The organism is Halobaculum halobium (assembly GCF_030127145.1).
Taxonomy (GTDB): Archaea; Halobacteriota; Halobacteria; order Halobacteriales; family Haloferacaceae; genus Halobaculum; species Halobaculum halobium.
Genome location: NZ_CP126158.1, coordinates 1,659,774 through 1,673,882 on the forward strand (window position 1 = coordinate 1,659,774; position 14,109 = coordinate 1,673,882).

The following is a 14,109-nucleotide window of genomic DNA, read 5'->3' on the forward strand; positions in this document are numbered from 1 at the left end:
TGCGTCGGAGTGCGTGAAAGGTGTTCCCCTCGCGCGTGTCGCGATCCTCCGACGCACTGGGAGGGCTCCGGGGATCGACCCCCCGTCGATCGGCGGTCGCGTCGCCGGCTCACTCGAGCGCCGACAGCGAGAACTCGAAGGCGGCGACGGGCACCTCCATGTCCCGGTCGACGAGCACCTCGGGGTGGAGTTCGCCGACGACGCCGACGGCGTCGCCGTCGATCACGACCGTGGCCACGCGTCCGGGGATGAAACTCGGGTGCTCGGTCGCGGGCGTCGAGAGGTCGACGTCGAAGTCGTCGCAGACTGCCTGCAGGCGCGCCTTCGCGTCCTCGTAGGTCGCGTCCGTGCGCGCGAGCACGGCGGCGACGCGGTGGTCCTCGGCGACGCGGGTGTTCTCCTCGTCGTCGCGGTGTGCCACGAAGCCCACTTCCGCGAGATCCTGCGGGTAGCTCCGGTGGGTGTTGTTCTCCAGCACCTGCACCAGCGAGGGGAGCACCCACGTCCGCAGTTGGGTGTAGTCCTCGCTGTACGGGCTGGTGATCTCCGCGCGCGGCTCGGAACCGAGCGGCGCGTCCGCGAGATCCGCGCCCGCCTCGCGCTCGTCGAGCCGCAACCGGTCGTAGTTCTCCGCGGCCGCGGTCATGTGGAAGTTCAGCATGTCCTCGAAGCCGAGGCCGATCAGGCTCGTGCGCACCGCCCGCTCCAGCCGGGAGCGCTCGTGGCGCCCGCCGATGGTGCCGATGTCGGGGTACGTGGGTTCCAGCTCGTTGAACCCGTAGGCGCGCCCGACGTCGTCGACGAGGTCGAGCGGGTGGAGCACGTCGACGCGGTACGGCGGGATCGTCACGTCGTAGACGGTCTCCGATTCGCCCAGACTGTAGGCGGCGTCGAGCCCCGAGCGCTCGAACAGGTCGACGACTTCGTCGCGCTCCAACTCGACGCCGAGCATCGTCTCGATTCGGTCGTGCGTGACGGACTTCTCGTCGGTGTCGAGATCCGGTCGGATCAGGTCGGGGCCGTACTCGTCGGGGTACGTCGCGCCGTCTTGGTACCTGACTTGCACCTCCTCGACGGTGCCGCCGCGGGCGGAGAGCGCATAACAGAGGATGACGCACATCTTGTCGATGGTCCACTGGTCGGTCCCGGTCAGCTCGATGAACAGGTCGCGGGACTCCGCGTCGACTTCCGTGCGCTTCCCGTTGATCACCGGCGGGAACGAGAACAGGCCGAGTTCGTCGTAGATCGCGGGATATCGGTCAAGATCCGCGACGAGATCGGCGTATTTCTCGCCCGTGTCGTGCTCGGCCAACACGTCCGCGGGCGTCAGCTCGGCGTTCGCGTCCAGCGGGACGAACCGGTCGCCTGCGGGCTCGACCCCGCGGTAGGTGATGGTCTTCTCGGTCGCGGCGAGATCCGCGGAGGCGGCGTCGATGGTGCCGGAGGGTTCGCTCTCCTCGGTGAGCGCCTGTCCCTTCAGCATCGTCAGGTCGTGGACGCCGATCGCGCCCTTCGCGCGACCGCGCCCCATCGTCGCGTGCAGCTTCTCCTGCAGTTGGATCAGCGACTCCAGGCCGGACTCGCCGAGTTCGACGCCGCGGACGACCGCGCCGGTGACGTACGGCCGCTCCTCGGGCACCGAGGGGTCGACTTCGATGGTCCAGTCGGCGTCGTTCGTGTTCGGGACGTACACGCCGCGGTCGGCGCCGTACTGGTAGCGCAGCGAGCGCGCGACGCCCTCGACCGACAGCCGGTCGAGGCGATCGGGGCCGAACTCGAACTGGAGCAGGCCGTCGTCGGTGTCTCCCTCGTACTCCAACCCGAGCGCGAACAGGTCCTGTTTGAACTCCTCGTCGCTCTTCTCCTCGCCGGTCAATCCTCGAAGCTCGTCCGTGTCGATGTCGACGACTGGCATCAGTAGGTCACCTCCGCGTTCCGCAGGAACTCAAGATCCGCGAGTGTGCCGTGCAGGTCGCGGATGTCCTCCGCGCCCGTCGTGAGCATGGCGAGCCGTTCGAGCGCGAGCCCCCACGCCATCACGTCACAGTCGATCCCGAGCGGTTCGAGCACCTCGTCGCGGAACATGCCCGAGTTCCCGATCTCGATCTCCTCGCCCGTCTCGGGATGCTCGCCGAACAGCTCGAAGCTCGGCTCCGTATAGGGGTTGTAGTGCGGCTTGAACCGGATCTCCTCGATGCCGAACTGGCGGTAGAACTCCTCGAACGTGCCCATCAGATCGCGCACTGAGAGGTCCTCGGCCATCACCCACCCCTCGATCTGGTAGAACTCAAGCAGGTGTGTCGCGTCGAGGGTGTCGTTGCGGTACGCCTTCTGCACCGAGAAGTACCGCTTGGGCGGGTCGATGTCGGCGTTCGCGTACCCCGACAGGTAGCGCATCGACAGCGACGTGGTGTGCCCGCGCAGCGCGACGGCGCGCGCGAAGTCCTCGGACCACGGCGAGTGATAGCCGTCGCCGTCCTCGCCGACGCCGTTCCGGTGGGCGGTCTCGACGCGGTCGACGAGTCCCTCGGGGAGGTCGGCCACGGGCGGCACGTCCAGCGCGAACCGGTCCCAGTGGGTCCGCGCCGGGTGGTCCTGCGGCATGAACAGGCAGTCGTTGATCCAGAAGTCCGCGTCGGCGTGCGGGCCGTCCATCTCCTGGAACCCCATGCCGACGAGCACGTCCTTCACGCGCTCGGACATGCCGCGGAGCACGTGCTCGCGGCCGCCCTCGACGGCCGGGGCGTCGGCCTCGACGTTGTACTCGGCGAACTCCACGTCCTCCCACTCCCCGCCGGTCAGGAGTTCCGGCGTGAGGCGGTCGACCGTCTCGGCGGCCTCGACGCCCTCCATCAACGCGGTGACGCCCTCGTCGGTGAGCGTGACCGAGCGGACGGTCCGCTCGTCGACCTCGACGAGCCCGCGACTCTCCAGTCGATCGAGGACGTCCGCGTCGTCGACCGCGTCGCCGTCATCGACCGCGTCGAGCGCGGCGGCCTCGGCGTCGGCCTCGGGGTCGGCGTCCGCCTCGGCAGAGACCTCGCCGGAGTCGACGACGCCGTACCCCTTCCGGGCGTAGTTGGCGAGCGCGATGTCGACCTCCGGCCCCTCCAGCCCGGCGGCGCCGACGGCCTCGCCCATCCCGATGTCCCCGCCCGCCTCGCGTGCAGCGCGGAACAGGCGGACCTCGGGCAGTCCCTCGCCGCGGTACGTCTCTCCCTCGTCGGTGAGCGCTGCCGACTCCTCGACGCGCTCCTCGACGGCGACGAGACCCTCGTCTCGGAGGTCGAAGGCGGCGCGGGTGACCGTCTCGGGTTTCAGGTCCGTCTCGCTTGCGAGCTGTTCGATCGTCTTCGCATCGGTCGCGCTGGCGGCCTCCAGCAACGCGACCTGCGCCTGTGGGAGTCGCATTCGGTTGTGTCCGTGTGCGTGTGGTCGGTGGTTAGTCGTGTCGTTCCGGTACGCGTCGTTCGGACGGGAACCGGCCGATACCCGCGCACGGCGACCCGCGTCGGTTTCACGTGGCGGCGACCGCTCGGCCGCCGCCGCGGATCCTGTCGGCTGTTACCCCACGTCGCAGCGCTACTTATGCTCGCAACCGGCGTCTACCAGCTATGGACTCCTCACGCACCGACTCCCTCAAACACGCGGCCATCGGCGCGGCTGTCTCGCTCGTGACGTTCTTTCTGCCGCTCTCGCCGGTCATCGGCGGGGGCGTCGCCGGCTACCTCCACGGCCCCGACCGGACCGAGGGCGCGAAGGTCGGGGGACTCTCGGGCCTGCTGGCGGCGGTTCCGGGCGCGGTGCTTGTCACGCTCATCGCGTCGATCTTCGTCATCGTCGGGCCCGGCCAGCGCTCGGCGCTCCTCGTCGCCGTCGCCGTCTTCCTCGTGGCGCTGCTGTTCACCGTCGTCTACGGCGGGGTCCTCGGCGCCGCCGGCGGCTTCGTCGGCGCGCTGCTCAACGAGGAGTTCGCCCGCCCCGTCGAGACCGACCCCGCCCGGCTCCACGGCGACGTTCGGGACGCCGAGTCCGATCTCGACTCGGAAGTGACCGAGTTCGACGAGCCGATCGACGAATCGGCGAGCGTCTGATCGGCCGGGTCGACACCCGGTTCCCGACCGCCTGCTCACTCGGGAGCCCGTTCACTCGAGAGCCTGCCCGCGGGCTCTTCTGGCTTTTTCCGCTTTTTCATCCACCCGAGAGGCCACTCACGCGACGTTCCGTTCCATCCGGCTCTCGCCGCGCTCGAAGCGTCCCCGGTCGAGCCCGGACACGTCGACGGTCGACGCCTCGCCGTCGAGCACCAGTTCCGCGACCGTCCGCGCGGTCGCCGGCGCGTGCTGGAAGCCGTGGCCGGAGAACCCCGCGGCGGTGACGACGCCGGGCACCGACTCCTCCACGATCGCGTGGTGATCGGGCGTCACCGCGTACAGCCCGGCCCACCCGCCCGCGAGACGGGTCTCGGGACCGAAGTAGTCGGCCACTCTGCCGGCGCGTTCGACGGCCTCCACCGCCCACTCGGTGTCGGGCTTCTCGGAGAAGCGATCGGGGTCGGTCACGATCGGATCGGCCTCCGCGAAGTGCCCGCCGACGAGCGCGCGCCCGTCGCGCTCGGGCCGGAAGTGCGCGGTCGTGTCGGCGTCGATGACCAGCGGGTCCGACTCCGGAACCGGTCGCTCGGGCTCGACGACGGCCGTCTGGCGCCGGTGCGGGACGATCGGGAGGTCGTAGCCCGCGGTCTCGGCGAGTCGCGGCGCCCACGCGCCGGCGGCGTTGACGACGTAGTCGGCGTCGATCGGTTCGGTCGCCTCCCCGGCGAGTTCGACCCGGACGCCCGATTCCCGGGGGTCCAGTCCCGCGACGGGCGTGTTCGTCCGGATCTCGACGCCCGCCTCGCGGGCGGCGCCGGCGTACCCCTGGAGCGCGAGGTGCGGGTCGGCGAAGCTGTCCGTCGGGCAGAAGGTGCCGGCGACGAACTCCTCCGACTGAAGACCGGGACACAACTCGGCCGCCTCGTCGGGGGCCACGAGGCGGCTCTCGACGCCGTACTCGCGTTGCATGGCGACCTGCTCGGCGAAGCCGTCGGCGGTGTCGCCGTCGCGGGTGCAAAAGAGGTAGCCCGTCCGCCGGCGGTCGATGTCGACGCCGAAGCGCTCCTCGAAGCCGTCCCACACCTCGATGGAGGCGACCGAGAGTTCGACGTTGACGCGGGTGGAGAACTGCGCGCGAATGCCGCCCAGCGCGCGGTCGGTGCTGCCGGCGCCGAGGCTCCCACGTTCGAGGAGCGTCACATCGGCGCCGTCGACGGCGAGTTCGTACGCGCTGGCGACGCCGACGATTCCACCGCCGACGACGGCGACGTGCATAGGCATACCCATGCTATCGACTCACAAGAACGTTGCCGCCACCTCCCCGATCCGACGCGATTTCGCCCCGGCGGTCCGAGGAAACACCGAAGTTCCGCCGCGCCGACCCTCGCTCATGCACGTCTTCGACGACGACGCCGTCGCGACCCTGCTCTCGCTCGACGCGCTCCTCCCGGTGATCGAGGAGGCGTTTCTCAAACAGGGGCGCGGCGAGGTGGAGCGCCCGGAACGGCCGCACTTCCCTGTCGGCGAGGGCCTCGACGGCCGGGCCGGGCCTGCTGGGACCGCCCTCGCGATGCCCGCGTACGTCCACGGCGACCCCGCGTACGCGACGAAGCTCGCGTCGGTCCACCCTGGAAACGCCGATCCGGCTGTCGATCGCCCTACGGTGCAGGCGCAGGTGCTGCTCACCGACGCCGCGAACGGCGCTCCGCTCGCGCTGTTCGCGGGCGAGCGCATCACCAACGCCCGGACGGGATGTATCGGCGGGCTGGCGGCCCGCGGTCTCGCGGCGGGTACGGGGTCGGTCGACCTCGCGGTGATCGGCGCCGGCGAGCAGGCGCGCTGGCAGACCCGCGCGATCGACGTCGCCCGCGGCGTCGCCGGCGCCCGGATCTACTCGCCCACCCCCGACTCCCGCGAGGGCTGTGCGGCCGACCTCCGGGCCGAGGGACTCGACGCATCGGCGGTCGAGTCGCCCGAGGCGGCCGTCCGCGACGCGGACGTGGTCGTTACGGCGACGACCAGCGAGACGCCCGTGTTCCCGGGGGAGGCGCTCGCCGCCGGTACGCTCGTCGTCGCCGTGGGCGCCTACGAGGCGGGGATGTGCGAACTCGATCGGACGACGTTCGAGCGCGCGGACCGGGTGTTCGCGGACGTCCCCGAGGAGGTCGCCGGCATCGGCGACGTCGTCGCCAACGAGGTCGATCCGGACCGACTGACGCCGCTCTCGGCGCTGTTCGAGGGAGAAGCGGGACGCGAGCGCGACGACGAGGTGATCGTCGTCGAGAGCGTCGGCTCGGCGGTACTGGATGCGGCGACGGCGAACCACCTCTGGCGAGAAGCGAGCGAGGGAGACGGCAGAGAGATCGCGTTTTGAGCGCGGCGGCGGTCCGACGGTTCGGGCGACCGTCGGCGGGCTACTCCTCGTCTCCGTTCTGAATCGTCGTGATCGTGAGCCCGTAGGTCGTCCCACAGGCGTCACAGACCGCGACGGTGCTGACCTCCACGTCACCGCCGCGCGTGAAGTCAGACACCTGCTCGCCGCACTCACATTCGAACGCGTACTCCATCGTATGACGTTCTCTCACGACGTGTCAATACGTCTTTCGGTCGGGGACTCCGTTCTGAGAGCTGGAGGAGAGTTGTTCCCGGAGAAATCGCCTCCGTTCCGACGGTTCCTCGGTCGGCCTCTCTGCCGTCGGCCGAAACGCTCGGTACTGTTTTTTTTTAGCGGCTCGGGAAACGAGGCCTCGCTACTCCTCGTCGCCGGGGATCCCTCGCCGCGAGTCGTCGACGTTCAGGTCGATGTCGAGCTCCGAGAGCAGCTCCTCGGCCTCCTCGCGCTTCGCTTGATGCTCCGCGAGGAACTCTTCCATCAGCGTCGCCGCCTGCTCCTTGCAGCCGCCACAGAGGCGCTCGCCGCCGACGCACTCCTCGTACACCTCCTCGGCGAAGCCGTCGTCGTCGTTCGCCAGCAGGTACGCGTAGAGCTCGTACACCGGGCACTCGTCGGCCTTCCCGCCGAGCTCGCGCTGCTTCTCGGCCGTCTCGCGGCCGCCGGTCGTCGCCGACTTCACCTTGTCGTACCCCTCCTCGGGGTCGTCCAAGAGGGAGATGTGGCTCGCCTCGATCGACGAGGACATCTTCCCGCCGGTGAGGCCGGTCATGAAACGGTGGTAGATCGAGGACGGCGTGTAGAAGCCGAAGCCGCCGTTGTCGACTTCGACCTCGCGGGCGAGTTCCTCCGCCTCCGCTCGGTCCAGTTCGAAGGAGTCGATGTGCGCGTCGAACACGCGCTTCTCGCCGGGGACGGCCTCGACGAGCGCCTCGAAGGCGGCTTCGTCGGCGTTGCGGTCGAGGAACCGCGTCCGCGGACGGAGCGGCTCCATTCCGGCGTTCTCCAGCTTCTCTACGGCGCCTGCGCGGGCCGACTCGAACTCCGCGTCGACATCCGCGTCGGCGAGCCACGCGGCGGCGTCCTCACAGCGCGGCGTCTCGGGGTCGTCGGCCCACGTCTCGCGCTCGTCGTAGGCGCGCCGGACGAGCACGCGCTCGGCGGCGTCGAACTCGGGGCTGGCGAACGCCTCGGTCACCCTGAAGTAGCGCGTCTTGCGCGCGATGTCGCGCGAGAAGCGCACGTGTGGATCTTGGTCGGGGCCGACGGGGATGACGGTCGGCTTCGGCTCGTCCAACTGCGGGTAGAGGATGTCCGCCATCTGCGTGACGACCGACTGCATGTGCGAGACAGAGGTGCCGCCGTCGAAGCCGTAGATCGATTCGAACTCCGCGAACCGGGCGTTTGACCCCAACTCGAACGCGAGGTCCTGCAGTCGACGGTTCGTCGACTGGCGGTACAGCTCACCCTCCTCCGCGTCGAACCCGAGCGCGAGCAGCGAGAGCAGGTAGTCGCGGGCGTGTTCGTCGATCTCCTCCCACGTCAGCCCCCGGGCGGAATGGGCTTCCAGGTCCGCGATGAGCCCGTACGTATCTGCGCCCTGCTGCTGGTGGTAGATCAGTTCGTCGAACACGAGCTTGTGTCCGATGTGGGGGTCGCCGGTCGGCATAAACCCCGAGAGCGCTGCCGCGGGCTCGTCGTTCGCGAGCGCGCGGGCCACGGCGCCGTAGTCGCGGTGGCCGAAGATGACGCCGCGTCGCATGAGGTAGTGCGGCTCGGGCACCTCGTCGATGATCGCCTCGAACTCCTCGATGCCGAACTCCTCGAACAGCTCGCGGTAGTCCGCGACGGTCGCAGATCCCCAGGGGTCGAGCGCGACGCCGGTTCCACCGTCCGTTCGCGCCTCCGATTCCTCCGTCTCGGCTCCGTCGTGACCCCGCGAAGGGCCGGTGTTGTCGTCGCTCATGGGGTGAGTCGGTCGACCGTCAGGTAGTCGTTCGAGTCGTCGCCGGCGAGCGCAAAAACCATTCGCTTCCGCACGCCGCCGGCGAGGCGCACGTCCAGCGCGAGCTCCCGCGGGTGGAAGCGGTGATCCGGCTGGACCACCCGGACGAGTCGCTCGGAGTGGGGGAGTTCTGCGACCGTCTCTACGGCGTCGTAGGTGCGGAAGTCGGCGCCGAACTTGTAGCCGGTCTTCGGGACGACTCCCCGGTCGCGAAGCTCGCGGTACACTGAGAGGCGGCGATCGAACCGCTCGCCCTCGACCGCTCGCCCGCGCTCGATCACTTCGTCGGCGTCGAGTTCGACGGCGCCGCGCGCGGCCAGATCGGCCGCCTCCACGAGTGACAGTTGGAGCGCGTCCACGTCGGCGTCGTCGCGCCCGGAGATCGGCTGGCCGTAGAACGCCGACTCGTACAGGTCGCCCGGAGGGGACCAGCAGACGACGCGGTCGTCGAGCAGGTCAGCGTCGATGGCCGCGGGCAGGTCGTATTCGGTCCGACCGTCGAAGCCGCCGCCGGTCGCGCACGCGAAGTACGACACCTCGCTCTCCTCGTCGACGACGGCGAGGGTCTGTCCCGCCAGTGCCGCCGCCGCCAGCTCCTCGCGCTCGCCGAGAACACGGACGCGGTGGTCGACCGGACCGCCGGGCTTCTCGCCGCGTTCGAACACGAGGATGTCGGCGTCGCTCCCACCGCCGCCGCTCGCGTTGCCATCGCGGCCCGCGGTGTCCTCGCCGTCGCCGCGCTCGCGGTCGCTCCCGGGCCAGCCCTCGCGGGCCGGCGCGAGGTAGAAGCCCCGCTCGCGGAGATCTGCGTACACCAGAAACCGGGCGGCGAAGGCGTCCTCGCTGGCGACGCTGTCGCGGAAGAACGCCCGGAAGTCCATCCCCGAGATCGAGTCGAGATCGCCGCGGTACAGCAGGTGGGCCGCCTCCACCCGCGCGAGCGTCACGTCGGGGCCCGACGCGCGCCCGTATCCCCGGGCGTCGTGGAAGCGCTGGCGCGCGTCGCCGCTCGCGCGGACGACGCCGCCGTCGAGTGTCGCGTTCATTGTGTGTACGGGCGGGTGGTCGGTGTATAGGGGCTGTGATCGTGTGGCTCACCGTGGCACGGCGTGTCGGGGACGTCGCGACCGTCGCCGCCCCGTCACCGTCGACGCCGCCGCCGACGTTGCCGCGGCGGCCGAGTCGCGCGCTCAGGGCTGTCGGTCGGGCTCCGGTGGCCGGTCAAGTTCGCAGGCGCCGTCGAGACAGCGCACGCCGGTCGCCGTCTCGAACCGGGGCAGCCCGCAGGCGCACTCGCCGGCGAACGTGCCCGCTGGGACCGAGAACGCCGTCTCGCAGTCGGGGTAGCCGTCGCAGCCGAGGAAAGCCCGGCCGCGGTGCTCTCGGACGCGCAGGTCGCGCCCGCAGTCGGGGCAGTCGAAGCGCCGGTCGAGCACGTCGCGGACGGCCTCGGTCAGCGAGTCGCACGCGTAATCGATACACAGGCGGAGTTCCTCGCCGCGCTCGACGGTCGACAGCGGGAGCCCGCAGTCGTCGCAGGTGTCGTCGTCGTGGACGGTCGCGCCCGACGGCAGGCCGTAGCTGTCGCCGCAGCCGAGACAGACCACGTCGCCGCCGGCGCGTACCATCGCGGCGCCGCAGTCGGGCTTCGGACACTCGCCGACAGGGACGCCGGCGTCGCTGACGGGCAGTTCGACCACCTCGCCGGCGTCGTGCGACCGGACGGCGAGGGCGCGACCCGAGTCGCGTGCGGTGACGGCGAACCCGTCGTCGTCCGCGTCGACGGTCAGCGAGTCGGCGCGCGTCAGCCACGCGACGGGCTGGTACCCCGAGCGGTCGTGAACGAGGACAGTCCGATCGGGCTTGGTGACGACGATCACGCGGCCGCGCTGGGTGCGCTCGTCGCCACTCGTCGTCTCGAAACGCGTCGTGCAGTCGCCCGCGAGGACGGTGGAGGTCGCTGCCATGGGGGTGCTGGTTCCGGGCTCCTATTTGGACCCTCGCACGCGGTCCGGCAGCGGCGAACCCGTCGCCTCGTCTCCCCGATCGTCGTCTCGTCCGCGTTGGCCGGAACGTCCATGCCGTCGGACCGAAACCGTTCGGTATGTCCGAGTCATCCGGCGGCGACCCATCCGACGCTCGGAGCGGCACCGACGCTCCCGACGCCACAGACGCGGCAGACACGACTGATTCGGCGGCCGACGACGACTCTGACTCCGCGCCCGGAACCGAACAGACGGTCGTGGCCGACGACGCGCCGGTCGTCGTCTGCTTCGACATGGACGGCGTACTCGTCGACTCCGAGGACTACTGGCACGCCGCAGAACGCGAGGCGATCCTGCCGCGCGTGCTCGCCGAGGGGTCCTCGACGCCCGACCTCGACGAGATCACGGGGATGTACTACGGCGAGATCTACGACTATCTCGCCGAGCGCTACGAGCCGACCGTGGACAAAGCCGAGTTCATGGCGCTGTACGACGAGACGGCAACGGCGATCTACGGCGACCGCGTCGAACTGCTCACGGGCGCCCGGGAGTTCGTCGCCGAACTACGCGACGCCGGGGTCCCCGTTGCGCTCGTCTCGTCATCGCCGCGGGACTGGATCGAGGTCGTGATCGACCGCTTCGAACTCGACTTCGACCTCGTCGCACCCGCCGAGGAGTTCGACGGCCCGGGAAAGCCCGACCCGGGCGTGTACGAGGCGGCGCTCCGTGAGCTGGGTGGCGTTCCCGACCGCGCGGTCGCCGTCGAGGACTCCGAGAACGGCGTGCTCGCGGCCGTCCGATCGGGGGCGTACACGATCGCCGTGCGCGACGACCACAACGCAGACACCGACCTCTCGGCGGCCGACGAGGTGGTCGACCGCGACGACCCGGAGTCGGTGTTCGCCGCGGTGCGTCAGTCGACGCGGACGATCCGGGAGTCCGTCTCGGGGAGCAACGGGAGTTCGGGGTAGACGACTTCCACCTCGTAGCGCATCTCCGCTTCCCCCGGCGCGCCGAACACGCCGACGGGGACGGTCGTCTCGTCTGAGAGGTACAGCGTTTTCTCGGTCATCTCGACCCCGTTCGCGGTAACGCGGATCCCGGCTCGGGCGCTGCCGCCGACGTTGCGGACGGTCACCTCCAGCATCTCGTTTTCGCCGACGCCGATCGAGTCCGGGACCGCGCCCCACTCGACGACGGCGTTCGGAAGCGCCTCCGCCTGGCGGATCACGCGCTCCGCGACGCCCTCAGAGAGCCCTGCGCGCGTCAGCCGCTCGGCGCCCGCCGCGACCACGTCCGCGGGAGTCGTGAGCCCGCCCGCAGACAGCGACTCCGCGCGCCCCTCACCGACGCCCTCGATGGCGGTGAGTCCGACCGCCTCGCGCTTGACGCCGTGTTCGACCCTCGCTTCGACGCGACGCACGAGGTTCGCCGCGCGTGGGCCGGCGACGGCGTCGGCGAACTCCCGCAGCGCCGCGAGCAGGCGTAGCGCGTTCTGCTGGATGATCCACGCGTCCGAGCGCAGATCCGACGGCATCGACCCGCGAACGGCCGCGTGCAGGATGGCGAGCACCTTCCGGTTGCCCCCCTCCAGGGCGGTGTCCACGTCCGAGAGCACGCGGTCGACGGCGTCGGCCTCCGAGGAGCGCGAGGAGGCGGAGTCGAACTCGGCGGCCGAGGCGACCGCGGTGAGGACGGCGCCCTCGTCGATCGTCTCCCGATCGGCGAGGTCGGCGAACCGCTCGGCCGTCTCCATCCGCAGGTAGTATTTCGAGGCAAGTCGGCCGAGCGTCGTCGCCGCGACACCGAGCTGATCGTCGGTCTCGACGAACCCGCGGTCGACGAGCGAGTTCAGCGTGTCGCGCACGCGGTCGCGGACGCCCTCGAAGTCGTACTCGTCGGGCTTGGTGCCGGCGCGCACGTAGTAGAAGGTGGTCTCCAGCCAGTCCATCACGTCGTCCAGCCCCGAGATGGTGCCCAGCGCGATCTCGGCGTTCAGGTGCGAGTCCAGGTCCTCGGCGAGTCGCGACTCGATCTCCTTCCCCTCGCGCAGGAGCGTGCGGTACTTGTCGGCGTCCGATCGGTCGCAGACGACCCAGCCGTACCCCACGTCGTCGTAGCCGGGACGTCCCGCCCGCCCGAGCATCTGGAGCACGTCGAGCGGGCTGATGTCGACCTCGCCTTCGAGGGGGTCGTGATGCTTCGTGTCCCGGATGACGACGCAGCGCGCGGGGAGGTTCACGCCCCACGCGAGCGTCGAAGTGGAGAACAGCAGCTGTATCTTCCCCTCTTTGAACCACCGCTCGACGCGGTCCTTGTCGTTCTTCGAGAGACCGGCGTGGTGGAATGCGACGCCGTCGACGACCGAGTGTCGGAGCGTGTCGTTGTCCAACTCCTTCGCGGCGTTGTGGAAGTCGTAGTCGCCGCGGGCGCCCATTTCCAGATCGCGCTCGCCGACCTCGTCGCGGGCCTTCTTCGCGGCCATCACGGTGTCCTGCCGGGAGGAGACGAACACCAGCGCCTGCCCCTCCTCGCGAATGTGCGGCTCCGCGAGGTCGAGCGCGCGGTAGAGCCGGCGGTACTTGTCGGCGAAAGAGTTGTCGCCGTGGGTGTACGTCTTGACCCCCGTCTCCAGGTCGACGGGGCGGTAGTCGTCGCCGAACTCGAAGGTGGTCTCCGGCGGGGCGTCGAGCCAGTCGGCCACGTCGTCGACGTTCGGCATCGTCGCCGACAGCGCGACGACGCGCGGGTCGCAGATGCGGCGGAGTCGGGAGACCGTGACCTCCAACACCGCGCCGCGCTTGTCGGAGTCGAGGAGGTGGACCTCGTCGATGACGCAGCAGTCCACGTCGTTGATGAAGTCGTAGCGGGCGGACTCGTGCTTTCGCGTCGCCGAGTCGGTCTTCTCGGGCGTCATCACGAGGATGTCGGCGCGCTCGGCGCGGCGGGGGTTGAGGTCGCGCTCGCCGGTCACGACGTACACCGAGTAGCCCAGGTCCTCGAAGCGCTCCCACTCGGACTCCTTTTCGTTCGTTAGGGCGCGCAGCGGGGCGATGAACAGCGCGGTTCCGTCGCTCTTGAGGGTCTCACAGATGGCGAGTTCCGCGAGCGCGGTCTTCCCGGAGGCGGTGGGGGCGGCCGCGACGACGTTGTCGTCGCGGTCGAGGATGGCCGGCAGCGCCTCCCGCTGCATTCGGTTGAACTCCTCGAACCCGAACGCGTCGGCGAACTCCGGGACGGCGTCTGCGACTTTCATCTGTTGGGTCTCATGGGGTTCGGTCGGGGGTGCGGGGTGGCGCGGTCCGCGGTCGGCGGCGGCGAGCGACTCCGGAACCGGCTGGCGGACCGCGCCGGCAACTACGAGTAGGTCCGGGGGCTTCGGCGGATGAACCTTTCCCTCTCGGGTTGATCGGGCGTGGTCGTGTTCGTGGGGACATTCGTCGTATTCGAGGGAAAGCAGATGGCCGCGAAAGCCCACTCGGCCCCTTTCAGTCCCACCCAAATGTCACTGCCGCCACACTTACCTCGAAGCAAGCTCCGACGAATTCACACTCGCTCCGCTCGCGTGAGCCTCCCCAGCCGATTCGCCTCGCTACCGCTCGGCTCATCCCTCGCGCGCGGCCCTTTTGTCAG

General features: G+C 70.1%; 11 protein-coding genes. 3 read left to right on the forward strand and 8 right to left on the reverse strand.

Annotation, left to right across the window (positions count from 1 at the left end):
* Positions 1 to 109 precede the first annotated feature (109 nt).
* Together pheT and pheS are read right to left on the reverse strand one after the other, a co-directional pair.
* On the reverse strand, positions 110 to 1,915 hold the full coding sequence (pheT, locus tag P0Y41_RS08665) for a phenylalanine--tRNA ligase subunit beta (RefSeq protein WP_284060968.1): 1,806 nt from the start codon (positions 1,913 to 1,915) through the stop codon (positions 110 to 112).
* On the reverse strand, positions 1,915 to 3,411 hold the full coding sequence (gene pheS, locus P0Y41_RS08670) for a phenylalanine--tRNA ligase subunit alpha (protein ID WP_284060969.1): 1,497 nt from the start codon (positions 3,409 to 3,411) through the stop codon (positions 1,915 to 1,917). The genes pheT and pheS overlap by 1 nt, the downstream gene beginning before the upstream one ends.
* A 203-nt stretch (positions 3,412 to 3,614) precedes the next feature.
* Here pheS and P0Y41_RS08675 point away from each other — a divergent pair, with 203 nt between their 5' ends.
* The gene (locus tag P0Y41_RS08675; RefSeq protein WP_284060970.1) at positions 3,615 to 4,094 is read left to right on the forward strand and encodes a DUF5518 domain-containing protein; all 480 of its coding nucleotides are present in this window, start codon (positions 3,615 to 3,617) and stop codon (positions 4,092 to 4,094) included.
* Between the two features lie 117 nt (positions 4,095 to 4,211).
* On the opposite strand, the gene P0Y41_RS08680 is transcribed toward P0Y41_RS08675, so the two are convergent.
* Positions 4,212 to 5,369 carry an NAD(P)/FAD-dependent oxidoreductase gene (locus P0Y41_RS08680; RefSeq protein ID WP_284060971.1) on the reverse strand — a complete coding sequence of 386 codons (1,158 nt, stop codon included), beginning with the start codon at positions 5,367 to 5,369 and terminating at the stop codon, positions 4,212 to 4,214.
* A gap of 115 nt (positions 5,370 to 5,484) precedes the next feature.
* Between P0Y41_RS08680 and P0Y41_RS08685 the strand changes: the two genes are divergently transcribed.
* A complete protein-coding gene (locus tag P0Y41_RS08685) occupies positions 5,485 to 6,468 on the forward strand; it encodes an ornithine cyclodeaminase family protein (protein WP_284060972.1) in 984 nt (327 codons plus the stop codon).
* A 40-nt stretch (positions 6,469 to 6,508) separates the two neighbouring features.
* On the opposite strand, the gene P0Y41_RS08690 is transcribed toward P0Y41_RS08685, so the two are convergent.
* The 4 genes from P0Y41_RS08690 to P0Y41_RS08705 all read right to left on the reverse strand — a co-directional run bounded on the left by P0Y41_RS08690 (position 6,509) and on the right by P0Y41_RS08705 (position 10,458).
* Entirely contained in the window at positions 6,509 to 6,661 is a 153-nt protein-coding gene (locus P0Y41_RS08690) for a hypothetical protein (protein ID WP_284060973.1), read from the reverse strand.
* Positions 6,662 to 6,844: 183 nt separating this feature from the next.
* Positions 6,845 to 8,452, reverse strand: coding sequence for a tryptophan--tRNA ligase (locus P0Y41_RS08695; protein ID WP_284060974.1), 1,608 nt, complete (start codon positions 8,450 to 8,452; stop codon positions 6,845 to 6,847).
* The gene (gene endA, locus P0Y41_RS08700; RefSeq protein ID WP_284060975.1) at positions 8,449 to 9,537 is read right to left on the reverse strand and encodes a tRNA-intron lyase; all 1,089 of its coding nucleotides are present in this window, start codon (positions 9,535 to 9,537) and stop codon (positions 8,449 to 8,451) included. The genes P0Y41_RS08695 and endA overlap by 4 nt, the downstream gene beginning before the upstream one ends.
* Positions 9,538 to 9,681: 144 nt before the next feature.
* A complete protein-coding gene (locus tag P0Y41_RS08705; protein ID WP_284060976.1) occupies positions 9,682 to 10,458 on the reverse strand; it encodes a topoisomerase DNA-binding C4 zinc finger domain-containing protein in 777 nt (258 codons plus the stop codon).
* Positions 10,459 to 10,769: 311 nt separating this feature from the next.
* On the opposite strand from P0Y41_RS08705, the gene P0Y41_RS08710 reads away from it, so the two are divergent.
* Positions 10,770 to 11,447: an HAD family hydrolase gene (locus tag P0Y41_RS08710; protein WP_284063386.1), complete on the forward strand. Its 678-nt coding sequence runs from the start codon at positions 10,770 to 10,772 to the stop codon at positions 11,445 to 11,447.
* On the opposite strand, the gene P0Y41_RS08715 is transcribed toward P0Y41_RS08710, so the two are convergent.
* On the reverse strand, positions 11,390 to 13,732 hold the full coding sequence (locus P0Y41_RS08715; RefSeq protein WP_284060977.1) for a DEAD/DEAH box helicase: 2,343 nt from the start codon (positions 13,730 to 13,732) through the stop codon (positions 11,390 to 11,392). The two genes, P0Y41_RS08710 and P0Y41_RS08715, sit on opposite strands and share 58 nt — an antisense overlap.
* Positions 13,733 to 14,109 lie beyond the last annotated feature (377 nt).

Excerpts from the sequence above, each read along its gene's own strand:
- pheT (WP_284060968.1), bottom strand. The coding sequence starts at position 1,915 with ATGCCAGTCGTCGACATCGACACGGACGAGCTTCGAGGATTGACCGGC.
- pheS (WP_284060969.1), bottom strand. The coding sequence starts at position 3,411 with ATGCGACTCCCACAGGCGCAGGTCGCGTTGCTGGAGGCCGCCAGCGCG.
- P0Y41_RS08675 (WP_284060970.1), top strand. The coding sequence starts at position 3,615 with ATGGACTCCTCACGCACCGACTCCCTCAAACACGCGGCCATCGGCGCG.
- P0Y41_RS08680 (WP_284060971.1), bottom strand. The coding sequence starts at position 5,369 with ATGCACGTCGCCGTCGTCGGCGGTGGAATCGTCGGCGTCGCCAGCGCG.
- P0Y41_RS08685 (WP_284060972.1), top strand. The coding sequence starts at position 5,485 with ATGCACGTCTTCGACGACGACGCCGTCGCGACCCTGCTCTCGCTCGAC.
- P0Y41_RS08690 (WP_284060973.1), bottom strand. The coding sequence starts at position 6,661 with ATGGAGTACGCGTTCGAATGTGAGTGCGGCGAGCAGGTGTCTGACTTC.
- P0Y41_RS08695 (WP_284060974.1), bottom strand. The coding sequence starts at position 8,452 with ATGAGCGACGACAACACCGGCCCTTCGCGGGGTCACGACGGAGCCGAG.
- endA (WP_284060975.1), bottom strand. The coding sequence starts at position 9,537 with ATGAACGCGACACTCGACGGCGGCGTCGTCCGCGCGAGCGGCGACGCG.
- P0Y41_RS08705 (WP_284060976.1), bottom strand. The coding sequence starts at position 10,458 with ATGGCAGCGACCTCCACCGTCCTCGCGGGCGACTGCACGACGCGTTTC.
- P0Y41_RS08710 (WP_284063386.1), top strand. The coding sequence starts at position 10,770 with ATGGACGGCGTACTCGTCGACTCCGAGGACTACTGGCACGCCGCAGAA.
- P0Y41_RS08715 (WP_284060977.1), bottom strand. The coding sequence starts at position 13,732 with ATGAAAGTCGCAGACGCCGTCCCGGAGTTCGCCGACGCGTTCGGGTTC.